The sequence below is a fragment of the Picosynechococcus sp. NKBG15041c genome, from assembly GCF_055380235.1.
Genome location: NZ_AP040363.1, coordinates 2,328,175 through 2,352,994, shown reverse-complemented (window position 1 = coordinate 2,352,994; position 24,820 = coordinate 2,328,175). Strand labels below are relative to the sequence as shown.

The 24,820-nt window shown below is 47.0% G+C and carries 21 protein-coding genes; 11 read left to right on the top strand and 10 right to left on the bottom strand.

Annotated elements, in window-relative coordinates; translation table 11 throughout:
* Window positions 1-73 precede the first annotated feature (73 nt).
* Window positions 74-2,248: a catalase/peroxidase HPI gene (katG, locus tag ACZ45B_RS11315; RefSeq protein ID WP_024545109.1), complete on the bottom strand. Its 2,175-nt coding sequence runs from the start codon at window positions 2,246-2,248 to the stop codon at window positions 74-76.
* A 308-nt stretch (window positions 2,249-2,556) separates the two neighbouring features.
* Window positions 2,557-3,597: an S-methyl-5-thioribose-1-phosphate isomerase gene (gene mtnA, locus ACZ45B_RS11310; RefSeq protein ID WP_024545108.1), complete on the bottom strand. Its 1,041-nt coding sequence runs from the start codon at window positions 3,595-3,597 to the stop codon at window positions 2,557-2,559.
* 156 nt (window positions 3,598-3,753) lie between these two features.
* Between mtnA and ACZ45B_RS11305 the strand changes: the two genes are divergently transcribed.
* Window positions 3,754-3,990, top strand: coding sequence for a hypothetical protein (locus tag ACZ45B_RS11305; protein WP_024545107.1), 237 nt, complete (start codon window positions 3,754-3,756; stop codon window positions 3,988-3,990).
* Here the strand turns inward: ACZ45B_RS11305 and ACZ45B_RS11300 are convergent.
* Window positions 3,987-4,697, bottom strand: coding sequence for a 16S rRNA (uracil(1498)-N(3))-methyltransferase (locus tag ACZ45B_RS11300; protein WP_024545106.1), 711 nt, complete (start codon window positions 4,695-4,697; stop codon window positions 3,987-3,989). The genes ACZ45B_RS11305 and ACZ45B_RS11300 overlap by 4 nt on opposite strands.
* 148 nt (window positions 4,698-4,845) lie before the next feature.
* On the opposite strand from ACZ45B_RS11300, the gene ACZ45B_RS11295 reads away from it, so the two are divergent.
* From ACZ45B_RS11295 to ACZ45B_RS11280, 4 genes are all read left to right on the top strand, one after another.
* On the top strand, window positions 4,846-6,228 hold the full coding sequence (locus ACZ45B_RS11295; RefSeq protein ID WP_024545105.1) for an NAD(P)/FAD-dependent oxidoreductase: 1,383 nt from the start codon (window positions 4,846-4,848) through the stop codon (window positions 6,226-6,228).
* Window positions 6,229-6,439: 211 nt separating this feature from the next.
* On the top strand, window positions 6,440-7,249 hold the full coding sequence (locus tag ACZ45B_RS11290) for an aspartate/glutamate racemase family protein (protein WP_029681686.1): 810 nt from the start codon (window positions 6,440-6,442) through the stop codon (window positions 7,247-7,249).
* Window positions 7,246-8,172 (top strand): substrate-binding periplasmic protein, encoded by a 927-nt coding sequence (locus tag ACZ45B_RS11285; RefSeq protein ID WP_464674872.1) that lies wholly within the window; start codon window positions 7,246-7,248, stop codon window positions 8,170-8,172. The genes ACZ45B_RS11290 and ACZ45B_RS11285 overlap by 4 nt, the downstream gene beginning before the upstream one ends.
* A gap of 56 nt (window positions 8,173-8,228) precedes the next feature.
* Entirely contained in the window at window positions 8,229-9,476 is a 1,248-nt protein-coding gene (locus ACZ45B_RS11280; protein ID WP_464674871.1) for a dicarboxylate/amino acid:cation symporter, read from the top strand.
* A gap of 42 nt (window positions 9,477-9,518) precedes the next feature.
* On the opposite strand, the gene ACZ45B_RS11275 is transcribed toward ACZ45B_RS11280, so the two are convergent.
* Complete coding sequence (locus tag ACZ45B_RS11275; protein ID WP_464674870.1) at window positions 9,519-11,597, bottom strand: ATP-binding protein; 2,079 nt, start codon at window positions 11,595-11,597, stop codon at window positions 9,519-9,521.
* A gap of 389 nt (window positions 11,598-11,986) precedes the next feature.
* On the opposite strand from ACZ45B_RS11275, the gene ACZ45B_RS11270 reads away from it, so the two are divergent.
* Window positions 11,987-12,535, top strand: coding sequence for a universal stress protein (locus ACZ45B_RS11270; protein ID WP_051352891.1), 549 nt, complete (start codon window positions 11,987-11,989; stop codon window positions 12,533-12,535).
* On the opposite strand, the gene ACZ45B_RS11265 is transcribed toward ACZ45B_RS11270, so the two are convergent.
* Window positions 12,528-13,841 (bottom strand): hypothetical protein, encoded by a 1,314-nt coding sequence (locus ACZ45B_RS11265; protein ID WP_096418763.1) that lies wholly within the window; start codon window positions 13,839-13,841, stop codon window positions 12,528-12,530. The genes ACZ45B_RS11270 and ACZ45B_RS11265 overlap by 8 nt on opposite strands.
* A gap of 372 nt (window positions 13,842-14,213) precedes the next feature.
* Between ACZ45B_RS11265 and ACZ45B_RS11260 the strand changes: the two genes are divergently transcribed.
* A complete protein-coding gene (locus ACZ45B_RS11260) occupies window positions 14,214-15,572 on the top strand; it encodes a UDP-N-acetylmuramoyl-tripeptide--D-alanyl-D-alanine ligase (RefSeq protein ID WP_024545101.1) in 1,359 nt (452 codons plus the stop codon).
* A 63-nt stretch (window positions 15,573-15,635) separates the two neighbouring features.
* Here ACZ45B_RS11260 and ACZ45B_RS11255 read toward each other — a convergent pair whose 3' ends face one another.
* Complete coding sequence (locus ACZ45B_RS11255) at window positions 15,636-16,562, bottom strand: type II secretion system F family protein (protein ID WP_024545100.1); 927 nt, start codon at window positions 16,560-16,562, stop codon at window positions 15,636-15,638.
* A gap of 182 nt (window positions 16,563-16,744) precedes the next feature.
* On the opposite strand from ACZ45B_RS11255, the gene ACZ45B_RS11250 reads away from it, so the two are divergent.
* Together ACZ45B_RS11250 and ACZ45B_RS11245 are read left to right on the top strand one after the other, a co-directional pair.
* Window positions 16,745-17,314, top strand: coding sequence for a thylakoid membrane photosystem I accumulation factor (locus ACZ45B_RS11250; RefSeq protein ID WP_051352890.1), 570 nt, complete (start codon window positions 16,745-16,747; stop codon window positions 17,312-17,314).
* Window positions 17,315-17,474: 160 nt separating this feature from the next.
* Window positions 17,475-18,473, top strand: coding sequence for an SPFH domain-containing protein (locus tag ACZ45B_RS11245; protein ID WP_024545098.1), 999 nt, complete (start codon window positions 17,475-17,477; stop codon window positions 18,471-18,473).
* 85 nt (window positions 18,474-18,558) lie between these two features.
* Here the strand turns inward: ACZ45B_RS11245 and gap are convergent, their stop codons facing one another.
* Window positions 18,559-19,596 carry a type I glyceraldehyde-3-phosphate dehydrogenase gene (gap, locus tag ACZ45B_RS11240; RefSeq protein ID WP_024545097.1) on the bottom strand — a complete coding sequence of 346 codons (1,038 nt, stop codon included), beginning with the start codon at window positions 19,594-19,596 and terminating at the stop codon, window positions 18,559-18,561.
* A gap of 259 nt (window positions 19,597-19,855) precedes the next feature.
* Between gap and ACZ45B_RS11235 the strand changes: the two genes are divergently transcribed.
* Window positions 19,856-19,984 carry a hypothetical protein gene (locus ACZ45B_RS11235; protein ID WP_255325997.1) on the top strand — a complete coding sequence of 43 codons (129 nt, stop codon included), beginning with the start codon at window positions 19,856-19,858 and terminating at the stop codon, window positions 19,982-19,984.
* Window positions 19,985-20,128: 144 nt separating this feature from the next.
* A complete protein-coding gene (locus tag ACZ45B_RS11230; protein WP_024545096.1) occupies window positions 20,129-21,340 on the top strand; it encodes a GspE/PulE/PilB domain-containing protein in 1,212 nt (403 codons plus the stop codon).
* 14 nt (window positions 21,341-21,354) lie between these two features.
* Here ACZ45B_RS11230 and ACZ45B_RS11225 read toward each other — a convergent pair whose 3' ends face one another.
* The 3 genes from ACZ45B_RS11225 to infC all read right to left on the bottom strand — a co-directional run bounded on the left by ACZ45B_RS11225 (window position 21,355) and on the right by infC (window position 24,793).
* Window positions 21,355-22,047, bottom strand: a complete 693-nt coding sequence (locus tag ACZ45B_RS11225) for a TIGR04283 family arsenosugar biosynthesis glycosyltransferase (protein WP_024545095.1) — start codon at window positions 22,045-22,047, stop codon at window positions 21,355-21,357.
* Window positions 22,044-24,194 (bottom strand): serine/threonine phosphatase, encoded by a 2,151-nt coding sequence (locus ACZ45B_RS11220; RefSeq protein WP_236612399.1) that lies wholly within the window; start codon window positions 24,192-24,194, stop codon window positions 22,044-22,046. Before ACZ45B_RS11220 ends, ACZ45B_RS11225 begins: the two co-directional genes overlap by 4 nt.
* A gap of 62 nt (window positions 24,195-24,256) precedes the next feature.
* Window positions 24,257-24,793, bottom strand: a complete 537-nt coding sequence (infC, locus tag ACZ45B_RS11215) for a translation initiation factor IF-3 (RefSeq protein WP_024545093.1) — start codon at window positions 24,791-24,793, stop codon at window positions 24,257-24,259.
* Between the last annotated feature and the right edge of the window lie 27 nt (window positions 24,794-24,820).

Sequence of the window (24,820 nt, the reverse complement as noted above, 5' to 3'; positions counted from 1 at the left end):
TTTGATTTTAGAAAACATGAATGACTGTGGTGGTTAGGCCAATTGATATCTGCTTTTGATCATGATTTCGACATTATGCGAGATCAAAGCGATCGCCATTCATCACCTTCGTCCAGGCAGCGACGAAATCATGGATGAATTTCTCCTGGTTATCATCCTGGGCATAAACTTCGGCATAGGCCCGCAGAATCGAGTTAGACCCAAATACCAGATCGACCCGGGTCGCTGTCCACTTCACTTGACCCGTTTGGCGATCGCAAATTTCATAGAGGTTTTTGCCAGCGGGCTTCCAAAGATAATTCATATCCGTCAAGTTAACGAAAAAGTCATTGGTCAAGGCCCCTTCCCGATCGGTAAAGACCCCATGCTTGGTGCCGCCGTGGTTTGTGCCCAACACCCGCATGCCGCCCAACAACACGGTCATTTCCGGTGCAGTCAAGCCCATCAATTGCGTGCGATCGAGTAGCAGTTCTTCGGGCTTAACAGCATAATCCTGTTTAAGCCAATTGCGGTAACCATCATGGAGTGGTTCGAGCACTGCAAAGGATTCGATATCGGTCATCTCAGCCGTTGCATCGCCCCGACCGGGTGTAAACGGTACAGTGATCTCAAAACCTGCGGCTTTGGCCCCCTGTTCAAGGCCGACATTGCCAGCGAGAACAATGACATCGGCAACACTCGCCCCGGTTTCGGTGGCAATATTTTCTAGTACCGTTAGCACCTTGGCTAGCCGTTGCGGTTCATTCCCGACCCAATCTTTCTGGGGCGCAAGGCGAATCCGAGCCCCATTCGCCCCACCCCGCTTGTCAGATCCCCGGAAGGTGCGGGCACTATCCCAAGCAGTGCAGACCATTTCACTGATGCTCAGACCGCTGGCTGTAATCTTGTTTTTGACGGCTTGCACATCGTAGCTACGATTACCAGCAGGAATTGGATCTTGCCAAATCAAATCTTCCTGGGGCACATCAGGGCCAAGATAGCGCGCCTTTGGCCCCATATCTCGGTGGGTGAGCTTAAACCAAGCTCGGGCAAAAACATCGGCGAAGTAATCAGGGTCCTGATAAAATCGCTCAGAAATTTTGCGATATTCCGGGTCCATTTTCATCGCCATGTCCGCATCGGTCATCACTAAATTACGGCGAATACTTGGGTCTTCTACATCTAGGGGCAAATCTTCCTCTTTCGGGTTAATCGGTTCCCACTGCCAAGCGCCAGCAGGACTCTTTTTTAGCTCCCAATCGTAATTGAGGAGCATCCGGAAATAGCCGTTATCCCACTGGGTTGGCTGGGGTGTCCAAGCCCCTTCGATACCGCTGGTGACAGCATCACGACCAATGCCACGCTGGGTTTTGTTATGCCAACCGAGGCCCTGTTCTTCAATTTCTGCCCCTTCAGGTTCAGCGCTTAACAACGCCGCATCGCCATTGCCATGACATTTGCCGACGGTGTGGCCGCCAGCGGTGAGGGCGACGGTTTCTTCGTCGTTCATCGCCATGCGTGCGAAGGTGATGCGTATATCATGGGCTGTTTTGAGGGGATCGGGGTTGCCGTCGACCCCTTCGGGATTGACGTAAATTAGCCCCATCATCACGGCGGCGAGGGGATTTTCGAGGTCTCGCTCACCGGAATAGCGGCTATGGGGGTTGTCTGTGGGAGCCAACCATTCTTTTTCGGCACCCCAGTAGATATCTTTTTCGGGATGCCAAATGTCTTCCCGACCAAAGGCAAATCCAAAGGTCTTGAGGCCCATGGATTCGTAGGCGATCGTTCCGGCATAGGCGATCAGATCGGCCCAACTTAATTGGTTGCCGTATTTCTTTTTAATGGGCCATAGCAGGCGACGGGCTTTATCAAGGTTTGTGTTGTCTGGCCAAGAGTTGAGGGGCGCAAATCGCTGGTTGCCAGTGCCGGCACCACCCCGACCATCGGCAATCCGATAGGTCCCAGCAGCATGCCAAGTGAGGCGAATCATCAGCCCACCATAATGCCCCCAGTCCGCCGGCCACCAGGGTTGGCTATCGGTCATGAGGGCATGCAGATCTGCTTTAAGAGCCTCTACATTTAGGTTTTTAACGGCTTCTTGATAGCTAAAGTTTGGTGCCAGAGGGTTTGTTTTGTGGTCATGCTGACTCAAAATATCGAGATTTAGGGCCTTGGGCCACCAATCCATTGTCGCCATGCTCGTCGTGGTCATGCTGCCATGCATTACGGGACATTTGCCATGGCTTGCTGCGGTGTGTTCACTCATTTTTAATTTCTTTTTGCCGATTAATATGTATTCATATTGCTTCTCAAAAAGACAGCTACTTCAAGGATTTCACTCCATTGGTGAGGCACTGACTTGGAGCAGATAACTAATTAAAAATTATAAGAACGACTTTTAAGGAATGACGTAACAGCAACCTTTATTAACAGTTTTTTAGTTGGATTTTTTGCGATTCTTGAGTGGCATCATCAAGCGAAGGGGAAGATTAACTTTGCTTCAGTATCTTCCCCAATAAATGTTAAATAATCCTTAACAATAACTGCCTGACAATTATTAATTTTTGTAGTCAATTAGGCTTTGAGGGTAATCAATTGATCTGGGGAGACTGCTCCTTTTTCAGTGATGATCGCCGTAATTAGATGGGCGGGGGTCACATCAAAGGCAGGATTATAAAATTGCACACCTTCGGGACAAATGCGGGTGTCGCCGATTTGATAAATTTCCTTAGGATCGCGTTCCTCGATGGGAATTTGGCTGCCGTCACTGAGAGAAAAATCGACGGTAGACAGGGGAGCGGCCACATAGAAAGGAACATTGTGGGCCTTAGCGACGATCGCCAAGCTGTAGGTACCGATTTTATTGGCGGCGTCACCATTGGCGGTAATGCGATCGGCACCGACGACTACGGCGTCAATGCGGCCCTGTTGCATGCAGTGGGCGGCCATGTTGTCACAAATTTGGGTGACGGGGATACCCTCCTGGACGCATTCCCAGGTAGTGAGCTTAGAGCCTTGGAGCCGAGGCCGGGTTTCGTCGGCGTAGACCATTCCTAAACGGTTTTCGCGCCAGGCGGAACGGATAACTCCGAGGGCTGTGCCGTAACCTGCTGTCGCTAAAGCCCCGGCATTGCAATGGGTAAGGATGGTAAGTTTTTCAGGGGTTTGGGGGAGTACGGCTAGGCCGCGATCGCCGATCGCCTGACAGGTAGCCAGGTCTTCTCCATGGATATCTTTGGCGGTGCTGAGGATCAGAGCTTGTAAGGCGGGGACATCTCCCTGGGCATTTTGGACAGTGCTCAGGACGCGTTCGATCGCCCAGAACAAATTCACGGCGGTGGGCCGAGTTGTCCCCAGTGTTTTGGCGATCGCCGCCAATTGTTCTAAAAAGACAGCCCGGTCTGAAGTGTGAATCTCTTTGGCACCTAAGTAGAGACCATAGGCCGCTGCAACGCCGATGGCGGGAGCCCCCCGGACGATCATGGTGCGAATCGCGTCAGCCATGGCTTGGTAGGTTTTAATTTCGACAACTTTGTAGGCGAGGGGCAGCAGGGTCTGGTCAACCAAAAGGACGCGGTCTTCTTGCCAGACAATCGGGTTAATGGCGTTGCTCATTACACTGAAAAATGGATAAAAATCCTTCCCATTTTGGCCTGAGTCGGCACAAAAAAATACATTCGGTAAATTTCCCAGGCGATCGCCTGTTATCTCCGGTACGATGACGGTGTAAGGCAATAAAAATTTCCCCTAACGGCTTGGAGAAGCGGACAAATGAGTGAATTCGCTGATTTTGTGAGCATGATGCACGATGACCTTGGCGAACATTACCAGCGCATCATGATGACCTACAAGGGTAATATCACCGCAGATGCGGCGTTCCACGCGGCCGCAATCCTCGCCGCCGCCCAGAGTAACGCCACCTACACCAGCCAGCTCCAGAGCGAACTTGAATCTCTGCGCAAAACCTTAATTGCTATTGAAAAATCTCGTCGCGATTCCCAGGGCTAAAATTGAGCGCGGTAGTAACCATTCACGAGGGCGATCGCCGTAATTGACGCCGTCACCGCCCGTAAAATTGACTTTCCGAGGGAAACTACGGGAATATTTTGGGCGATCGCCTGTTGTATTTCTGCTTCCGCCCAGCCTCCCTCTGGGCCGATTAGTAATGTTATTTCTGGGGGAATATTGTCAGGCAGAGCATCCAATAGATGAAGCGATTTTTCCCGCGCTCCACAAAGATAAGTATGGTCAGGCGGTAATTGGTGCAGAAGCTTCAAAAAGGGTTGGGGCGTTTCGATGGTCGGCACCACTAGCCGCTCTGATTGTTCCGCTGCTTCCGTCGCAATCTTGCGCCAACGCTGGAGTTTATTGTCACTGGGCTTTAAGACCGTGCGCTCAGAAATCACCGGATAAATGTGGGTAACGCCCAACTCCGTGACACAACGCACCACCTCATCAAAGCCATTTTTCGGCAGCGCTGCCACTAATTTGATCGGCATGGGGCATTCTGTCTGTAGAGCGTAGGGCTCCTGCAACGCGATCTCGCTTTCGTCGGCCAAGGTGCCCACCCAAGCCTGACCCAGGCCATTGAGCACAATTAGGCGATCGCCCGGACGCATCCGTAACACACTTAGCAGATAATGCCGCTGTTCTGCCGTTAAATGAACCCGAGAAGCATCCAGAAATTGCACCTCAGAAATTACCAAACGCTGCATTAACCTAAACGTCTCCGCCTCATTTTTTAAACCCTATTTTGTCCCTGAGAATTGACTTTTCTATCTTTGGGTAGATTTCTGTTAGTATTCTTACCTAACACAGGCGCATTGAAATAAAAATTTATATTTCCCCCACCCCAGCGAACCCATGGCTAATCTTTCCCTCCCCAATCTCACCCCCAAGACAGACAAGCATAAAGTCGTAATCATCGGTGGTGGTTTTGGTGGTCTCTATGCCGCAAAAACCCTCGGTAAATACGAAGCTGTCGTTGATGTGACCTTGATCGACAAACGAAATTTTCACCTCTTTCAACCGCTCCTATACCAAGTCGCTACGGGAACCCTTTCCCCCGCTGATATCGCTTCCCCCCTGCGCGGTGTCCTCAGCGGTAACAAAAACACCCACGTGCTCCTCGATGAGGTGGTCGATATTGATGCCGACAGTAAAACGGTGGTGATGAATGAAGGGATTGTGAACTATGACAGCCTGATCGTCGCTACGGGGGTGAGCCACCATTACTTTGGCAATGAACATTGGAAGCCCTATGCGCCGGGCCTCAAAACCGTTGAAGATGCCCTCGAAATTCGCCACCGAATTTTTATGGCCTTCGAAGCAGCAGAAAAAGAAACTGATCCCGCTCTTCAGCAGGCTTGGCTTACCTTTGTAATCGTGGGGGGCGGTCCCACAGGGGTAGAACTCGCCGGGGCGATCGCCGAGATTGCCTACAGCGTTCTGAAAAAAGATTTCCGCAAAATTGACACCACCCGCGCCCGGATCATCCTCCTAGAAGGGATGGACCGCGTTTTGCCGCCCTATGATCCCAGTTTGTCAGCTAAAGCCCAAAAATCCCTGGAAAAATTAGGCGTTCAGGTCCAAACCAAGAGCCTCGTCACCAACATTGAAGACAATCTCGTGACCTTCAAGCAAGGGGATGAACAGCTCGAAATTTCCGCTAAAACCATTGTCTGGGCAGCGGGCGTCCAAGCTTCAGGCATGAGTAAAGTTCTCGAAAGTCGTCTGGGCGCGACCCTAGACCGGGCCGGCCGGGTGATTGTGGAACCGAACCTCAGCGTCGCCAACTATCCCGATGTGTTTGTCATCGGCGATCTCGCCAATTTCCCCCACCAAAATGAGCGGCCTTTACCTGGGGTTGCCCCCGTCGCGATGCAAGAAGGGGAATATGTCGCCAAACTCATCAAGCAACGAGTCAATGGGCAAGAAATAGCCCCCTTCCGTTATGTAGAGCTCGGTAGCCTGGCAGTGATTGGCCAAAATGCCGCCGTCGTCGACTTAGGCTTCATTAAGTTCTCTGGGTTCTTGGCTTGGTTGGTTTGGATCTTTGCCCATGTTTACTATCTAATTGAATTTGATAACAAGATGGTCGTGATGCTCCAATGGGGTTGGAACTATTTCACCCGGAGTCGGGGTGCCCGCCTAATTACCGGCGAGAAAGATCTAGTATCTGGTTTTAAGCTCTATCAAGAGGCCGCCGAAAAAGAAACAAAAGTGAATCTCAAAGTCGAAGCTTAGGGTCAATTTCGCTGGAGCCTTTTAAGAGGCTCCATTTTTTTAGGCTAAGCCTCTTCTAAAGATACTCATAACACTAAAGTTTTTCTAATAGAAATATTCACAAATATTTTTTTATTACAGATTAACTTGGTATTTCTGTAATTCTCTAGAATATACCCAGGTCAGTAATGTACTTACTTATGTCTTCAGGTTTTAAAGTCGCCAAAATGATATGGGTATGAATCTTAGTCTCCATACACAGACACAAGCTAACATTCCTGGCATTTTAGGTGGCATGGGGCCCCTTTCACACGTTTTTTTTGAACAGCAACTAATTGAACAGCACAGAAGTAAATATGATTTATGTTCTTCGATGGCAGATCAAGATTATCCTTTGTGGATAACTATCAATGCAACCCAAGTGCCAGATAGAACACAATGTATTTTAGAACAAAAGGAAGATTGCCTAAAGCAACTCCTTTACTATAGTCAATGCCTTGAAAGTTTTGGCGCAAATTTTATTGTTGTGATTTGTAATACATCACATATTTACCATCGACAGGTTTCTTCTGAACTGAAGATCCCTTGGATTCATCTAATTGAAGAAACTGCAAAATTCATCGCACATGCCTATCCTCAAATTCGCTATGTTGGCGTATTATCTACCGATGGCACATTATCAACCCAGCTTTATCAACAACATTTTAGTAATTACAAGATTGTAACCATTGAGCCTCCGCTCAATTCTCCTACACAAAAAAATATTATGAATGCAATCTATCATCCTATCTGGGGCATTAAGCGAACAGGAACGGAAATATCATTAGAATCATTACATTCTTTACATCAGAGTATTGATTGGTTAAAACAACATGGTGCTGAATTAATTGTGACGGGATGCACGGAGCTATCAATAGCACTTAAAATAAAGCCACCTGCTGCTATTTTATGGATTGACCCACTTAAAATTCTTGCGGATGTTACCTTAGATTTTGCATTTGGCCTCAGAAATCTTTCAGAGTTTAATCAGGCACACAAATGATCAATCAAAATAATAAAAATCACTTCTGCACTTCTTTCTTTTTCGCTATTTTTATTGCATTTTTTTTTGTATCAATTCCCAGTGCAGTACTAGCTAATCCTTCTTTTGTTCCGGAGTCATCAACAAAATCTTTAGAAGTAGAAGTAGATACAGTTGCAAATAGGGAAGAATTATTTTTTACTGCGCCTGATATTAGAAAAATTCTAGAAAAAGGGGAAATGCAAGTTGCAATTTTAAATAGTCAAAATCCCCCTTTTTTTAGTTTGAACTCTTCTCATACTCTTAGTGGATTAGATGTAGACCTAGCAAAAACAATCGCAGAGCAACTAGGTGTTAAGATTAAATTCAATCGCTCTGCTCAAACGTTCGATGAAGTTGTCGATTTAGTATATAAAAAAAAAGTTGACATGGCTTTTTCTAAGCTGAGTCGCACCTTAGAAAGAACTAAATTAGTTTCATTTTCAGAACCATATGTTACTTTGAAAGAAGGCTTATTAATCAATCGTGTGAGTCTTGCTAACTTAACAACTCGTTCCATGAATGAAGTTGAAATTATTCGTAATCTTCAAGGTAAGATCGGCGTAATTAAAGGCTCCTCTTATGTAGATTTTGCAAAGAGACGTTTCCCCAGAGCTGATGTCGTTGAATTAGAATCCTGGGAAAAAGTAATTGATGCCACAATTCAAGGTAATGTCGTCGCTGCTTATCGAGATGAATTTGCCATTAAAAAAACTGTCTTGAGTAATCCTGAGCTTTCTTTATCTCTCCAAACAGTCGTTATTCTCGATACAAAAGATAATATTTCAGTAGCACTGCCATGGGATAGTCTTCATTTGGCAGAATTTGTCAGCCAGGCCTTTGAAACCTTAAATATTCAATATTCAGCAGATACTCTTTTAAATGGCGATTTTGAATTTAATTAGATTTTTATGTTTGTGGACTCTCTTTTTTGATAACTTTTAAAAGTCATTTATTTTCTATGAAAAATATATTGCGATCGCCTCTTACAATACTACTTAGTATATTCGCTGCTTTTTATATTGGTTTAAAACACAGTAATATTGCTAGTTGGATCGCTCCTATCGGACAATTATATCTAGAGCTACTAAAAATGTGTGTGTTGCCCATATTGGCATCTGTTACTATTATTAGTGTTTATAATTTGATTCGAGAAAATAAGAAAAATAATATTTTAAAGAATGTTTTTTTTGTTTTTTTGGGAAGTTTGCTTTCCATTAGTTTTATTTCTGTTGCCATTGGTATGGTTATAAATCTGACTACAAATATACCCGCTGCAACCTTAATTCAACTGGGTAGTATTGTGAATCAACTAGGGGCTGACTTTGAGATTTCCTTACGACCGACAGTGGATGAAATCAGAGAACCAATTGTTAGTCAGATCATTTCAAGTCTAGTGCCAGATAATATTTTTCGAGCATTTACTGAAGAAAAAACACTAGAGATATTGATGTTTTCGATTATATTTGGTGCTTGTGTTGGAGCTCTTGAAGAGAACCAAAGTCATTCATTAATTGAAGCGCTAAAAAGTATTTATGAAGGATTCAATAAGCTTATTCAGTTTTTGATTTTATTTCTGCCAATCGGTTTGTTTTGCCTTTTGTCAAATCAGTTTTCTCAATTGGGTATTAGTGTCATTTTTTTAATGACTCGATTTATTATTAGTGTTTTATTAGCTTTCGCTTGTGTTTTTATGATCAGTACTCTGATTTTATCTGTACGTTCAGGATTCTCAATAAGAATAGTTTTGCAAAAACTAAAAGATTTAATGTTATTATCCTTGGCAACATCAAGTAGTCTTGCTTGTATCCCTTGTGCTATCAATTCTTTAGTTAGTTTAAATCTAGATGAAAAAACTGGAAAATTAGTTACTCCACTAGCAATAAGTTTGTGCCGATTTGGCTCTATTATTTACTTTGCTTCAGCAACTTTATTTGTCGCTGAATTATACAATAAGCAGATCGGCATTGAAACCTTCATTTCAGTAGTTATATTATCAATTTTCGCAGGGATGGCTACTGCTGGAGCTACAGGCATTGTGACACTTGCAATGCTAGATATTGTTCTTAATCCATTGGGTTTACCGCTATCTGCTGTATTAACTTTATTTATTGCAATTGATCCGGTTATGGATCCACTTAGAACTCTAGGGATAACCTATACAGGAGTAGCAGCAACTACATTAATCACTCCCAGAGCAAATTACTGATCTGCTTACGAGATTCTGTGTAAATAAATTAATATTTATTTCTTATTTAAGAGGCAGGGTTATTGTAAAGCAAGATCCAAGACCAAACTGACTACTTACAGTGATATCTCCGCCTTGCAGTTGACAAAATTGTCGACTCAAAACTAAACCTAAGCCGGTGCCACCATATTTTTTTGTTGTCGATGAGTCAGCCTGGGTAAATGGCTGGAAAAGTTTGTTTATTTGCTCCGGAGATAGACCAATACCAGTATCTTGGATCTTAAATTCAATCCAGTTTTGATTTTTTTCAAAAATAGAGTCAATAAATAAAGAAATTTGACCATTATTTGTAAACTTAGCAGCATTACTTAGCAGATTAAGAATCGATTGACGCAGCTTAGTTGCATCAGCAATGATGGTTGGCCTCTTGAATTTATTTTCGAGAATGAATTCGTTATTATTTTTCAAAAACAATGGCTTAGATGTATCAACAATATCTTTTATAAAGCTATTTAGTTGGATTTCTTCTTCATATAAATCCATTTTTCCTGCTTCAATCTTCGAAAGATCTAAGAGGTCACTAATTAAGTTTAATAACAACTCTCCTGAGCGCTTAATTTTAGTTAAATCAGAAACAAAATCTTCTGGCTCTAATTCATCTGCTTCTTCTATAAGCATTTCACTATAGCCAATAATAGCATTAAGAGGTGTTCTTAATTCATGACTCATATTGGCAAGAAAGATACTTTTAGTTGCATTGGCGGCTTCAGCTTCAATCCGAGCAGACTTAACCGCTTCAATAGTCTCTTCAAGTTCGCGTGTTCTTTCAATGACTTTATTTTCTAAATCTTCATTAATAAGGGCAAGTTTTGCTTTTGCTTTTTCTAATTCAATATTTTGATTTTCTAGTTTTTGAAAAGAATGATCTAGCTGATCTGCCATTTGATTAAAAGATTGACCAAGTAATCCAATTTCATTTTGAGTCTTAATGGCAACTCTAGTCTCTCTTGCTCCAGAAGCAAAATTTCTGGCTGCTTTAGAAATGGTAAAAATTGGTTTGATCACAATGCGATCGCCAAAATATATGACACCGTAAGCAATAATGGGAACTAATACAATGATCGAGATTAATAAATAAAGTTGCTTGCGGCGCACATCAATTAAAAATGCAGATTCTGGAATGACAGAGCCGACAAACCAATTTAAAGGACCTGCAGGCGCTAAAGAAACAATATAGTTACTACCTGTGTCAGGATCTTGGTATGAAAAATATTCTATGTCTTGTATGGTCTGCTGACTAGCTTGATATTGCTGCCAGACTCTTTCCGAGACTTGGACTAGAGGATTTGATGAATCACTTGACAAATCAAGCCCTAATTCACTTGCTTCCTGATTTCTCCACCTGTTGCGATCATTCTCATCAGTAGAAACTAAAAGTTGACCTTGTTGATCAATAATAAACAGCTCCGTTTCAGGATGAATTTTCTGAATTCCTTTGAGATAATTTGTTAATTGATCAAAATTGATGCCAACACCTGCAACTGTTGAAATTTGGTTGTTTTCTGCAAATGCTATCGAAGAATCCATGCCAAGCATATTATTGGACTGGTATTGATAAACTGTCCAGGCGACATCTCCTACATTTTTAGTTGCGTTTTGATACCAAGGTCGACCGGGAGAATAAAACGATTGATTGGCTATATTTTCTTGTTTTATGAAGTTTAAATCACGGTCATTTATTTGATAATGCCTAATAACTTCACTACTTACTTGCTCGGTATTATTCCAAGTGCGAATATGAAATTGTAGCGTTGTTTCCGAAGTTCGCTGCGCCCCAATAAAATCACCATTTGGATAACCACTTTGTACCCATGTAAATTCTGGATATGAATTGAGCATACTTAAAAAAAAGCGCTCATTTTGATCAATCCAATTAGGATCTGATATGTTGCGATTTAAGTTCTGAGAAAGTAAGACTAAAAGGGATTCAGTGCTCTCAAACAAATATGCCACTTCTTGGGTTATTTCTCGAGCTAGCGCTTCTGTTAACAGTTCGACAAATATTTTATTATTTCGGCGGGATTCTAAAAGCCACGGAATATAGACAACTGTAGCCGTACTGGTTACTGTAGCGGTTACCAAGATGATTAAGATAGTTTTTAAATCAGACTTGCAAAAAATGATACATTTACTAACCTTGTCCAGAAAAACCTTTAAGGGATACATATTTTATGGAAACTTACATATTGTAGAGGATGTATAAAGAAATCAAAAACAAGCTTATTTACAATAAATATACTCTACCTGAACTGAAGGCGCATACTTTTATTTAACTTCATTTAACAGATTAGGGATTTTAATATTTTTTCAGCAACTTGTACCTAAAGGAGTCAGAAGAGTGTTGTTATGTTCCAAATTTACTTAGCCATGAATTCTATGAATTTTTTTCTCAAGAACACAGGAATTTATTAGAAAGATGACACACTGGAAATAGAAAAGATGTTTTTTCGTCACCATTGGAGGACCCGACAATGCTGCCGACTTCTACTCCCCAAGATTCTCCGGTTATGGGAATCCAAAAAATCCTTGTTGCCTTAGACTATCCGAGTGAAAATACTGCTATTTTCGATCAAGCTCTTAATTTTGCGGAAAAATTTCAGGCAGAACTCACCATTTTCCACTGCATTCAGCCCCAACCCGTGGTGATGCCCGAGATTGGCGCCCTCGCTGCCTATGGTGGCATGATTGACACAACGGCGATCGCCCAACAGGAAGAACAATTTCAGCGTCATGTAGATAATGTGACAAATTGGCTACAGAGCCTTGCCGATAAAGCTCACCGCCGAGGGATTCCCCACACCACGACCACACACCAAATTGGTGACCCGAACCAAGCCATTTGTGCGATCGCTAAACAAAATCACATCCACCTGATTATTCTCGGTCGCCGGGGGCTAAGTGGCCTTGGGGAAATTTTCCTCGGCAGCGTCAGTAACTACGTTTTGCACCATGCCCCCTGTTCCGTACTAATCGTCCAGCCCTCTCCCATGCCAGAAGTCTCCGTCACGAACCCTACATAATCTGCTTAAGGAACGAGACATCTGCATTGCCGAAGTGCACACTGAGAGCGATGTGGAGATTTTCGAGGGATTTAATCAACCAAGGTACGCCATCTTGAGATTGAGATTCGTAGTGACTAAACAAAATCGAAAAGCGTCTTTCTAGATGGGGCTTTGCTTTGCCACACATCAACACCAACTTAAGAAGTAAAGCAACGGTGACCGTCGGGCCGAGATTTGTAATCATGTCCACAAAAACGTAATGTTCTGGCCGCTGGGGACTTTCGACAATCAAAAAATTCAACAATTGACTTGCCGTCCGCATCATTAAGAGCTCATTTGGTTTCTGTTGGTCATAATTTGGCAACATCGTTTGCAGTTTTTGGTAAAGCTTCTGATTAAACTGCAACCGACCATATTTTTGATCCACACTAGAAATCAAATAGCCAAATAGTTCCTGCTTAAAGTCTTCATAGGAAACTATTTCGGCCGTGCGACGGAGAAAATATTGAGAAAGGTCCCGGTAACTACGTCCCTGTTCTGGCTTGCCCACAAAATATTTTAGGGCCGTGCCCAATTCTCGCTCCGTCAACAAAGTCGGGTTTTGGACCCCCTGGATTAATTGTTTCGCATCCTTAATGGAATGATTTCGCCGGGTGAGCTGGGCAAGCCGCACCTGATACATAACATATTTCGACAGATCTAATTCAAAGCCCCGTTGCATCCTCGCTTGGATTTGACGCACTGTCTGTTGGTTTTCAACACTGCTATTTTCACTCAAGAGACAGTGTTCGTATAGGTAAGGATAGCGCTGAATGAGTTGCCCAACAGAAACACTTTCATCCTTCCCATCCTTCCAAGTGAATTTTTTTTTGTTTTCCTCTTCCCCCTTGATGACCAGGGCCAAGCGTTGCAGCGTTAAATATTGCTCTGAGGCGCTAAAATCTGCGACCAATTGACGGTGTAAGCGGGTGAGACGGGGCGTGCTTGGGGTCGGCGGCGAGATCGTTTTGAAAAGATCAATCAGCTGCGGAATAGATTTTTGTAGTTGGGGGTGAATCTGCCAGCGATTGATAATGATGTGACAGCAGCGATTCAGAATGAACTTAAAATTTTCTTCTGCCCCTGGTGCTTTGAGAACCGTTATTAAGGCTTGGTGTAACTCTGGGGTAGGCGCTTGACGACCTTCAATGAGAAACCATTGAAATTCCTGGAGAAGTTCATCGGGGGTATGGCTCTGGACGGCGCGCAGGAGGTAATCATAAAGCTCTTGCTCGGCAGAGTGGGTTTGTCCGAGATAGGAAGCAATGGGAGTTACGTTCGTCACGCTGGTAAGGGGACTGGGTAAAGGATAGGCTAGTTTCGCAAATAATTAGGCGACAGTAAAAAAAGGAGAGAACTTTCTACCTTCTATATTAGGCGGCAACTAGACGGAAAGGAGAATTGCAATATATTTATATTTTCTTGCTTCTTGCTGAAGATTGAATACAGGCCGAGGAAATGCTTGAAGGTTATTTTCTGAGGGTGCGGTTGGTCCAGTCTGGGGTTAGACGGGAATAGTTTGGTGGGTTAAGAGATTAAAAGAATTTTCCCAATGCTACGAGAAAACCACCACATTGGTGGTGATAAATATCACTCTGGAGCAACCAAAATCCCGTAAGATTGCCTAGAAACGTTTCTAGGGGAGATCCTGGGCATTATGGGTATGGTGTTGGCTTTGGCTCAATTGACGGCAATTTTAGGGGAGAATCTGCGGCGATCGCCTGAAAAAATGCCGCTGGCGACGGTCACAGGGGTTTCAACAGATACTCGCGATATCCAGCCGGGAAATTTGTTTGTGGCCTTAGCGGGGGAAAAATTTGATGGCCATGATTACCTCACCCAAGCGCAAGAAGCTGGGGCGATCGCCTGCATCACGAGCCGCCCGGTGGAGACAGATTTATTCCAATGGGTGGTGGCCGATACCCTCAGAGCTTATCAAGACTTGGGGGCTTGGTGGCGGCAACAGTTCCAAATCCCTGTGATTGGGATTACGGGGTCTGTGGGCAAAACGAGCACCAAGGAATTAGTTGCAGGGGTTTTGGGTACCCAGGGAAAGGTCCTGAAGACTGAGGCGAATTTTAACAATGAAATTGGTGTCCCCAAAACGTTGCTCAAGCTCACCCCAGACCATGATTTTGCCGTGATTGAAATGGCGATGCGCGGCCCAGGGGAAATTGCACGCCTTGCGGAGATCGCCCAACCCACCATCGGCATTATCACCAATGTGGGGACCGCCCATATCGGTCGTTTGGGCTCCCGGGAGGCGATCGCCAAAGCCAAATGTGAATTGCTGGAATTTATGCCCAAGGACAGTGTGGCCATTCTCAATGCCGACAACGATCTACTGATGACCACGGCGGCAACGGTCTGGTCAGGACGCACCATTCGCTACGGTTTGACCCAGGGGAATGTGCAAGGGGAGTACCTGGCGCCAGATCAGATCAAAATCGCCCAGCAGACATTTCCTGTGCCCCTCCCCGGACAGCACAATGCCCTGAATTATTTGGCGGCTTTGGGGGTGATGCAGGTGTTGGGTTTCGACTGGCAACGTTTGACCACGGGCATTGCCCTTGCCATGCCGAAGGGGCGATCGCAACGGATTTCTCTCCCCAATGATATTTTGCTCCTCGATGAAACCTACAATGCGGGCCTAGAGTCGATGCTTGCCGCCTTGGAGCTCCTCCGACAAACCCCTGGCGATCGCCATCTTGCGGTTTTGGGGACGATGAAAGAATTGGGGGAATTTTCCCCGCAACTCCATACCCAGGTGGGAGAAAAAGCCCAGGCCCTTGCCCTCGACCAGCTCTATGTTTTGGTAGATGATCCCGAAGCCCAGGCGATCGCCCAGGGGGCGACCGACATCCCCCGTCAATGTTTCCCAGATCATGACAGCCTCATTCAACACCTTTTAGACAATATCCAGCCAGGCGATCGCATTTTGTTCAAGGCCTCCAATTCCGTGGGTCTCAACCGGGTGGTGGCAGCCATTCAAGAAAATTATCTGCCCCAGGGTTAACTCCCCCAAGGGAGGGGCTAGGGGAGGGGGTTTACCAATGTCAGATCTCAACAATCTCCTCCCCTAAAGCCCATCCAATTGCTGAAAAATTGATTGGATCATGGTTGCCCCTAAAATTGCCACAAATAGCCCGAAACTCAAAAGGCTTAATAATAAAATCTGCACCCGGAGCAAGGTGAAGCGGCGACTTAATTCCCGTTCGTGATATTGACGAATTTGGCTAAAGCTCAGGGGTAAAGTCCCGGCCGTTTCCCCGGAGCGGATAATTTGCAACACCATCGGCGAAAAATAGGGTGCGATCGCCGTTGTGAGGTCAGTGCCTTGGCGGATTTGAGGTTCCACCCGCTGACAAATACGCTGGAGATCAAGGTCAGGGAAGCCTTGGCCCAACCAGGCGATCGCCGCCGTGAGCGGTAACCCACAATCGAGGGGCAGTTGTAGATAACCCAAATGGATTAATGTTTGGAGCTGGGTAATGCCACGCAGGGGAGGAAGATGTCGTAGCCCCCGGCGCAGGGGTTGCCAGGTAAAGGCTAGAGCAAAAAAAATGAGTAAGGCGATCGCCAAACCCAAGCCAGTCATAGCCAGATCCTTAGTAAAATTGCCGCCCCCCCAAATCAGCTTAAACACCATCCCCCAAGACCAAAACATTAAGAAAGTGCGTAGGATCATCCCGCGAATCAGCCGCCGCCGCGCCGCCATTTCCCCTAAGGTTTCAGCGATATCCCCACAGACGATCACCAAGGCACCACTGGTTTCGGCAATTTCCATTAAGGCGATCGCCCACCCCGAAAACTGAGATTGAACCCCCTGCCAACTGTCCCTAAGGCTATAGCCCCGCTCTAAACGTCGCATTACCCCCTGCCAAGCAGCCCGCTCCCGCCGGGGAATTTCGCCGATAGACAATCCCACCGCATGGCCCAAGCCCATCCCCGACTTGAGGGTGGCCCCCAACTGTCGAAAAAAAAGCGCCTGTTGTTCTTCCCGCATCCTGCTGCTGTTCCCCTGTCGCCACGACTACGTAATCAACCAATATCAATAAGCATTTTTTCTTAGGTTTTCAGGCGATCGCCCTACCCATGCCCCTAGGCTAATGCGATAATTCACCATAGCGATCCCCGTCAAGTTGATAAAGCTTTTTATAAAACCCCTTAGATTACAGCACAAATTCCATGATGCAAGCCCAGTGCCCTTCCCCCAAACACATCTTCCTTAGCTGCCTCGTTATTCTGATAACAACGCTATCACTGTGTGTCACCCCCGCCTGGGCCAGCCTCGATGACGACCGTTACGATGGCAATGTATTTGTCCTCTATGCCGGCAACGGCTCCCTTGTGCCACCGCGCCTTTCCCTGAAAGAAACTCGAGAACGAGAACTACCTGCAATGCTCGTGTTCTATGCCGACGATAGCCGCGACAGCAAGCGCTTTGCGCCCATTGTTTCTGAAATTCAGTCCTACTACGAAAAAGTGATTAGCATTATCCCCGTGGCGATCGATGCCATTCCCCAGAAAAAAAACTACACCAAAGATGAAGTTGGCTACTACTACAGCGGCAAGATCCCCCAGACCGTAATTCTCGATGAAAAAGGTAACGTCATCTTCGATGAAGTCGGCCAAAGCGATTTCAACAAAATTGATAACACTTTTCGCAAACTCCTCGATCTGCCCCTGCGGGAAGGGGACAACCTGAAAAAACCGATCCAATCCTTTAATGAATACAATTCCGGCTTTGCCAACTAACCCCTGATCTAGTGAAATTCACAGGAGAATTAGCCCAGTGCTGATTCTCCTTTTTTCTGCCACCACGTAACTTTTCCACAACAGAAGGGCCTCACCCCCAGACTCCTGCGTTAGCCTGAAAAAAACTTTATCTATTCACCACGCATCGAGGCCAACTCTGATGAATCCTTTAGTCTTTATCCTATTAGTCCTGGGTGGTTCCGCTGTTTTTGGCTCCGTCAAAATTGTCAACGAAAAAAATCAATATCTGGTCGAGAGTCTTGGCAGCTACAAAAAAACCTTGGAGCCAGGCCTGAATTTCGTCACCCCTTTTATCGACAAAATCGTTTACCGCGAAACCATCCGTGAAAAGGTATTAGACGTTCCTCCCCAGTCTTGCATTACCCGCGATAATGTTTCTATCAGTGTCGATGCCGTTGTGTACTGGCGGATCGTCGATATGTACAAAGCCTATTACAAGGTCGAAAATCTCCAGTCAGCGATGGTGAACTTGGTGCTCACCCAAATCCGCTCAGAAATGGGAAAACTCGAACTAGACGAAACGTTCACTGCCCGCACTGAGATCAATGAACTTTTACTGCGAGAATTAGATATTTCTACCGACCCCTGGGGCGTGAAAGTGACCAGGGTAGAGCTGCGGGACATCGTGCCTTCTAAGGCGGTGCAAGATTCGATGGAACTACAAATGGCCGCTGAACGAAAAAAACGGGCGGCGATCCTCACGTCTGAAGGAGAACGAGAATCTGCAGTCAACTCCGCCCAGGGGCGTGCTGAGTCCCAGGTGCTCGAAGCCGAGGCTCAGAAAAAAGCAGCGATCCTCCAGGCGGAGGCAGAAAAAGAAGCGATTATTATGCGGGCAGAGGCAAAGCGTCAGGAAGAAGTCATGCGGGCCCAAGCCTCTGCCCAAGCGATGCAAATTTTGGCACAGCAGTTGAAAGGCAACCCGACGGCTGGCGAAGCGCTGCAATTTATCTTGGCCCAGCAATACTTGGAGATGAGCCAAACCATCGGCCGTAGTGACAGCAGTAAGGTCATGTTTTTAGACCCCCGGAATATGATGTCCACCCTGGAGGGGATGAAGTCGGTGATTGGCGATCCAGCAGCACTTGCGTCCCTTGATACGAATTTCCCTAAGCTGGATCACCACCAAGGCAGTTAGTCAGGCAACCCACTGCTTAAAAAGCTTTAAAATCGCCCCAGTCCCCCGCCACCATGGTGGTCTAGGGGGATTTTTGTGGGTGAATCTAAGCGGCGATCGCCATCGCGACTTCTTTTGCTGCCATGGTGAGGAGTAGATCCAAAATACGATTAGCATAACCCCACTCATTGTCATACCAAGCCACGACCTTAAAGAAATGATCATTCAAGCCCATCCCGGCCCCAGCATCAAAAATACTTGAGTGGGAATCACCTCTGAAATCAGTAGAAACCACATCATCTTCGGTATATCCCAAAATTCCTTGCAGTTCACCTTGGGCCGCGTCTCGCATCGCCTCACAAATTGCCCCATAGGATGTTGGTCTCTCCGTACGAAATGTGAGGTCGACTACCGATACATTGGGCGTTGGGACGCGCATTGCCATTCCGGTCAACCTCCCTGCTAGTTCTGGCAATACTAATGTCACGGCCTTGGCTGCCCCAGTGGAAGCGGGGATAATATTCTGACCTGCGCCGCGACCACTGCGGTTGTCTTTTTTATTTGCACCATCAACAGTCGGCTGAGTCGCAGTCATCGCATGGATAGTGGTCATCAGCCCTTCGGCTAGACCAAAGTTGTCGTGAATGACCTTTGCGATGGGCGCAAGGCAATTGGTGGTGCAACTGGCATTGGAGACAATCCGGTCACGGGCAGGGGCATAGGTGTGGTGATTTACCCCCATCACAAAAGTGGGAATACGCTGGGGTTCACGGACAGGAGCAGAGATAATTACCCGTTTGGCGCCAGCATCTAGGTGTTTGCCCGCGCCAGCAAAGTCACAGAATCGGCCTGTAGCTTCAATCACATAATCGATGTGATGCTGGGCCCAGGGTAGGGTACTGGGATCTTGGGCCATGGTGCAATGGATAAAGCGGCCATTGACATAGATGCCATCCTCACTGGCTTTGATGGTGCCAGGAAAACGGCCATGGGTAGAGTCGTATTTCAACAGGTAAGCAATTTGTGCAGGGGAAATGAGATCGTTGATGCAGACAATGTTTAGGTCTGGCTGTTGGCAGGCGGCGCGGAGAACGAGGCGGCCAATGCGACCGAAACCGTTGATTGCAAGGTTGAGAGAAGCCATATTTATCGATGGGATTGCTCTACCTGGGTAGAACATTGGGTAGGTTGATTACGGCCCATTCTAGGAACTGAAAATCGGCCTGCTCTGCCTGCCCGAAGAAGTATGAAGTTACAAAAGATGGCTTTGTTTTACGGAAGGTATGGAAAAATCAACTTCTGTAACAATGATGGGGCCAACAAGGGAAGTGATCGCCTGATTTACTGCAATATGTTTCGGGGATCACCTCTGGAGCCAGAAGATTCAGGGTCAAACCTTGAGGATGGGGTCGCCAGTTCATGACATTCAGAGATTGCGAAACGTAACGATCGCGGCTCCCGAGCAACGCTATCTAGAGCAGTCACACATTGGCCAACACTTCCTCGGGCGATCGCCTTTGCCCCTGGAATAAAAGCGCTACACTGAATATCAATCTTATTGCTTTCTTCCTATTTCCCTGTCAGCATTCGCTTTACAATAGGCGATCAATTTTCGACATTAGGCTTTAAAAAAACAATCCCCTATAAAAATATCTGTTGCCTCCCCGGACGCTCCTATGCCAGCCCCCCTGCCCATCGCCATCGAACCGTTTACCTGGTCTAATCTCAACTTAGAACAAACCTTTCAGCTGATTGATCGCTATATACCCCTCAATATTTGCCGCAAATATGAGATTCTTCCCCTCATTCTCCAGGGGCGTCGCTTGACTCTCGGTATTGTCGATCCCCAGCGCGCTAACGTGACGGCAATTATCCATAAGCTCCTAAGCCGGGGGGATTTACAGCTTGTCGGCCAACAGCTAGATCTAAAAACCTACCAACTGATCCTTTCTTCTTACCTGAAATATCACCAAAGTAGCGAACGGGCGAATCAACAGCCGAAAAGCAAACCTCCGGCAGCCCCAAAAGCTGCCGAAGTGCCCCTGTCAGAACGGGCGACCCTTGTGATGGAAGATGGGCCACCACCGATGTTTTCTGGGACGCCGCCTCAAGATACAAATGCTGATTCCGAAAAAGAAGAAGACACAGCCGCTTTTGCGGGAGATACAACAGCCCTCCAAGCTCCGGTAAATACGGAGTTATCTGAGTTTTTTCGCCATATGCCAGCCATCGTTATTCCCAAGGGCCCGGTACAGATGCGATCGCCCCAATCGTCCTCAGGGTTTAATCCCGATGTCGATGAACTGCAAGTTTCACCCCAATATTTAAACACTCCCCTCGGGAACCTCACCCACTTACCAGCGGCGCAACTTTACCAAGAGCTTTTGGGGCGAATTCTCACAGAGGGCATTGGCCGCCTTTACTTTGAAAACCACGCCCAATCAGGCCGCATTCTCCTGAGTGAAAGCGGTTTGATGAAGGGGATGCTGTCGGGGATTCCCCAGGCAACGTTTCATGGCGTCTTAGATGAATTTAAGCGGCTGGCCCATCTCCCCCCAGGCCCCGTTGACCGTCCTAAGAAGGTAGAAATGGAGCAATATTACCAGGGAGAGCGGATCTTGCTGCGGTTGCGGGTAATGCCTGGTCAATATGGTGAAGAAGGCACCCTACAAGTGCTGCGGGGCCAGGCCCTGGTCTTTTATCAACAGCAACAAATGGACGAACTGGGCAATGATGCTGTCGAATCTGCCCAACGACTAGAGCGGAAATTGCGCCATATTTATTTGCGCAGCCAGATTAACCCAGCCTCCCTCAACGCCCTGGATGAACTCTATAGTTTTTGCGATCGCATCCGTGAGCAGCTCGACAACATTCGCCGGCGCCAATAAAGACCGTCGCTAATCTAGGTGCTTGGGGTCATCTGGCGTTGATACCACTGCCGTAAAACCTCGGCATCAACGCCTAGGTGGTAACCAAGAATAACTTTTTGGTTAATCCAAGTGGTGCGCCAAACCCCGAGTTTCTGCCACCGCCGGGACGAAGTGAGTACAGGATGCTCCGTCAAGCGGATCTGCCCCTGTTTCTTGAGTCGTTGTAAGAACTCATAATCTTCCATAATCGCTAACTCGGCATAGCCCCCTAAACGCTCAAAGTCACGACGCCGGAGAAAGATTCCTTGGTCACCATAGGGCAAGGAAAAAATTTGCGATCGCCATTGCACCATTTTTTCTACCAAGCGCAGAGACCAACGGGCATCGGCGATCGCCAACGGAAAAGCCCCTGCGATCACCTGGGCATCGGCAAGGGTTGTTTGCACCAGGGCCGGAAAGCCGGTAGGCAACTGGGTATCACTATGGAGAAACAGTAGAATCTCCCCCGAGGCGATCGCTGCCCCCTGATTCATTTGCTTGCCACGGCCACCATTTGTTTCCTGCAAGATCACCGGAAATTGGCGCACCAGATCACAGGTGTTGTCTTGGCTACCCCCGTCTACCACAATGATTTCTACGGTCCCTTGGTATGGAAGCAATTGTCCTAAACATTGAGTAATCCCCGCCGCTTCATTGAGGACGGGAATAATCACCGAGATGCTCATTGCAGCCCCAGATTTGGCCGCACCCGCAGGCGCACCACAACTGCAGTGATATTGTCATGGCCATTGTATTTATTTCCCAGGGCGATCAGCTCCCGCACCCCTTCCTCTAAATTTGCCCGGGAACTGAGGAGTGGTAAGAGGGACTCTTTCCAAGTTTCTTCGATTAAATCATTGTCCGAGAGGCCGTCAGAACAAAGCAAAAATAGACAATCTTCATTCACGTGAATAAAGTTAATATCTGGCTCCACAAAGCTATTTTCCCGGGGGCCGAGGGCTTGGGTGAGCTGATAAGCATCGGGCCGTCCGTAGGCAAGGTCTGGGTCAACCCCCCGGTGGATCTCCCGCTGGCCCACCTCATGGTCTACGGTGACTTGTTCGAGGTTCCACTTACGGCTCACCCGATAGATGCGACTGTCGCCCACATGGGCGATCGCCACCTGATTATCTTGTACCAACAGCAGCACCAGGGTTGTCCCCATCCGGCCACTCCCAGAGCGGGAATTTCTGACGTTGATTCTGTAGAGCACATCATTGGCTTTGATAATTCCCTCATGAATCATCGCCTCATCCGGTAATGTTTCTCCCCAATGTTCTTGGAAAAAATCCTGGATCGTCTCCACCGCCATGGCGCTGGCCACTTCCCCCGCCGCATGGCCTCCCATGCCATCACAGACGACATATAAACCCCGGCCTTGGATTTGTCTCCCTAGGAGATTTTCTTGCTTTTCGATTTTTGTGCGAATCCCAAAATAATCTTCATTGTGATCCCGCTCCTGGCCGATGTCCGTTAAGCCCGCATCTTCTAGGCTGACTAGGTTCATCGGTAAGACCACCGTTGAGGCTTCCTCTTCCTCCGGGAAGGTAAAGGATTGAAAGTCTGCCGACGCAATATTTCCCTCTGAATTTTCTATGTCCAAGGGATATGCTGGCCCATCCTCAGACGTTGACGACTCATCCAAACCTTCGATGTCAAGGGCCAGCTCTTCTGGGTTTAGATCTGCGGCCAAAGGCAAATCATCCAGGGTCATCACATCTCCGGGCTGTAGCTCAACCGCTTCTAGTTCTCCTGGGGTTAAAAGTTCGGCGATGCCCTCCGGGGCGAGGTCTCGCAGCGCCTTTTTGAGACGGGACACCGTATTGAATGAGCCTTCCTGGGCGGTCTCGGTTAGGGCGTAGAGGGGCTGCCATTCTGATTGTTCCCCCAAAGAAAACAATGTTTGCCAAAGTTGGGGCAATTGTTCAAGGGCTGGGGGGTTTTCTGGATCATCATTGAGGAGTTGTTCCACCACCAGACTTTGATCTTCATCTAGATACAGATTTGTGGGTTCCAAGAGGGTCCGACAACATTGAATCGGGACAAGCTCGCGCCAGAGTTGCACCATCTGGAAGCACCATTGCAAGAGTTGCTCTAATAAAGGAGTCTCTGCTTCGCAGTAAGCTTCGAGGGGAATTAAGAGATCCTGGCGGTGCTCAAACAGCAAGATTTGGTGGTCTGGTCGAATCCAAGCATCGTAAAGCTTCGGAAAGGTACTAAAACTATCTTGGAGACTGAGATAATGGCGGGCGATCGCCGGAATGCCCATATCTACCCATAGCTGTGGGTCAGAGATTTTAGCCTTATCTGTCGCCTCAAGACGATGAAACGCCTCCGTTTCCTGTTGTAGGGTTTCTTCTAGATAGGAAGAAGCATCGGGGGCCGTATCCATGACCTTGAGCCAGGGAAACGTCTGGGCGCGGATCTCTGGGGGATCGGCGAGATGATAGCGGCCCTCTTCATCTAAGGTTTCTCGGCTTTGGAACAAATCTATTGAACCATCTAACACGAGGGCTTGGAGCGGCTGGTTTAACCAAGTTTGGCAGATATCACACTGGTCTTGTTGTAGGCGTACTGGCGCTTCACATTGGGGACAGGGAACGGTTAAAGGCGTACCGCAATACTGACAAAAGCGATTTTCTGACGGATTTGCTTGGATGCACTGGGGGCAGATAACCATATCGCGGGATCCTTTGGGGACGGGTGGGGTGGGCGGAAAGGGAGCCTTGGGAACAGTGTGACGGTGAAAGAAAAAAGGTTTGGCGCCATGGCCAGGGAGAAAGAGCCAGCTCGGGGCGATCGCCCCATAAAAATAGGGAGTAGCGTTGCCCATAAGCTCAATCTACTCCCCTTTAGAAGGCTGTTTAACGGTGGTTGTGACCGCTCTGGTCGGGCTTAACTGGATTTTTTCGGAGCGAGGATCATCATCATGTTGCGCCCTTCCCGTTTCGGGCGTTGCTGAATTTCGCCGACCTCTTCGAGATCTTTAGCCATGCGATCGAGGAGTTTTTGGGCAAGGTTGGAGTGCTGAATTTCCCGTCCCCGGAAGGTGATGGTTGCTTTGACTTTGTCCCCGGCTTTGAGGAAGCGCTGGGCATTATTCACCCGGACTTGGTAGTCATGTTCTTCGATTTTGTAGCGCATTTTAACCTCTTTGAGGTCTGCGTTATGCTGCTTTTTTTTGGCTTCTCGGGCGCGTTTTTCCTGTTCGAATTTATACTTCCCGTAGTCCATGATCCGGCACACTGGCGGCTTTGCGGTTTCACTCACCAGAACTAGATCAAGGTCTTCTTCTTCAGCGACCGCTAGGGCTTCGGCGGGGGTCATGATACCGAGTTGTTCCCCGTCACCGCTGATGACTCTAATATTTGGAAAACGAATTCTTTCGTTAATTTTCGGGAGGTCACGGTTTACGCGTCTTTTATCTTTCACAGGCTATGCGTTGAATGTTATTACGAT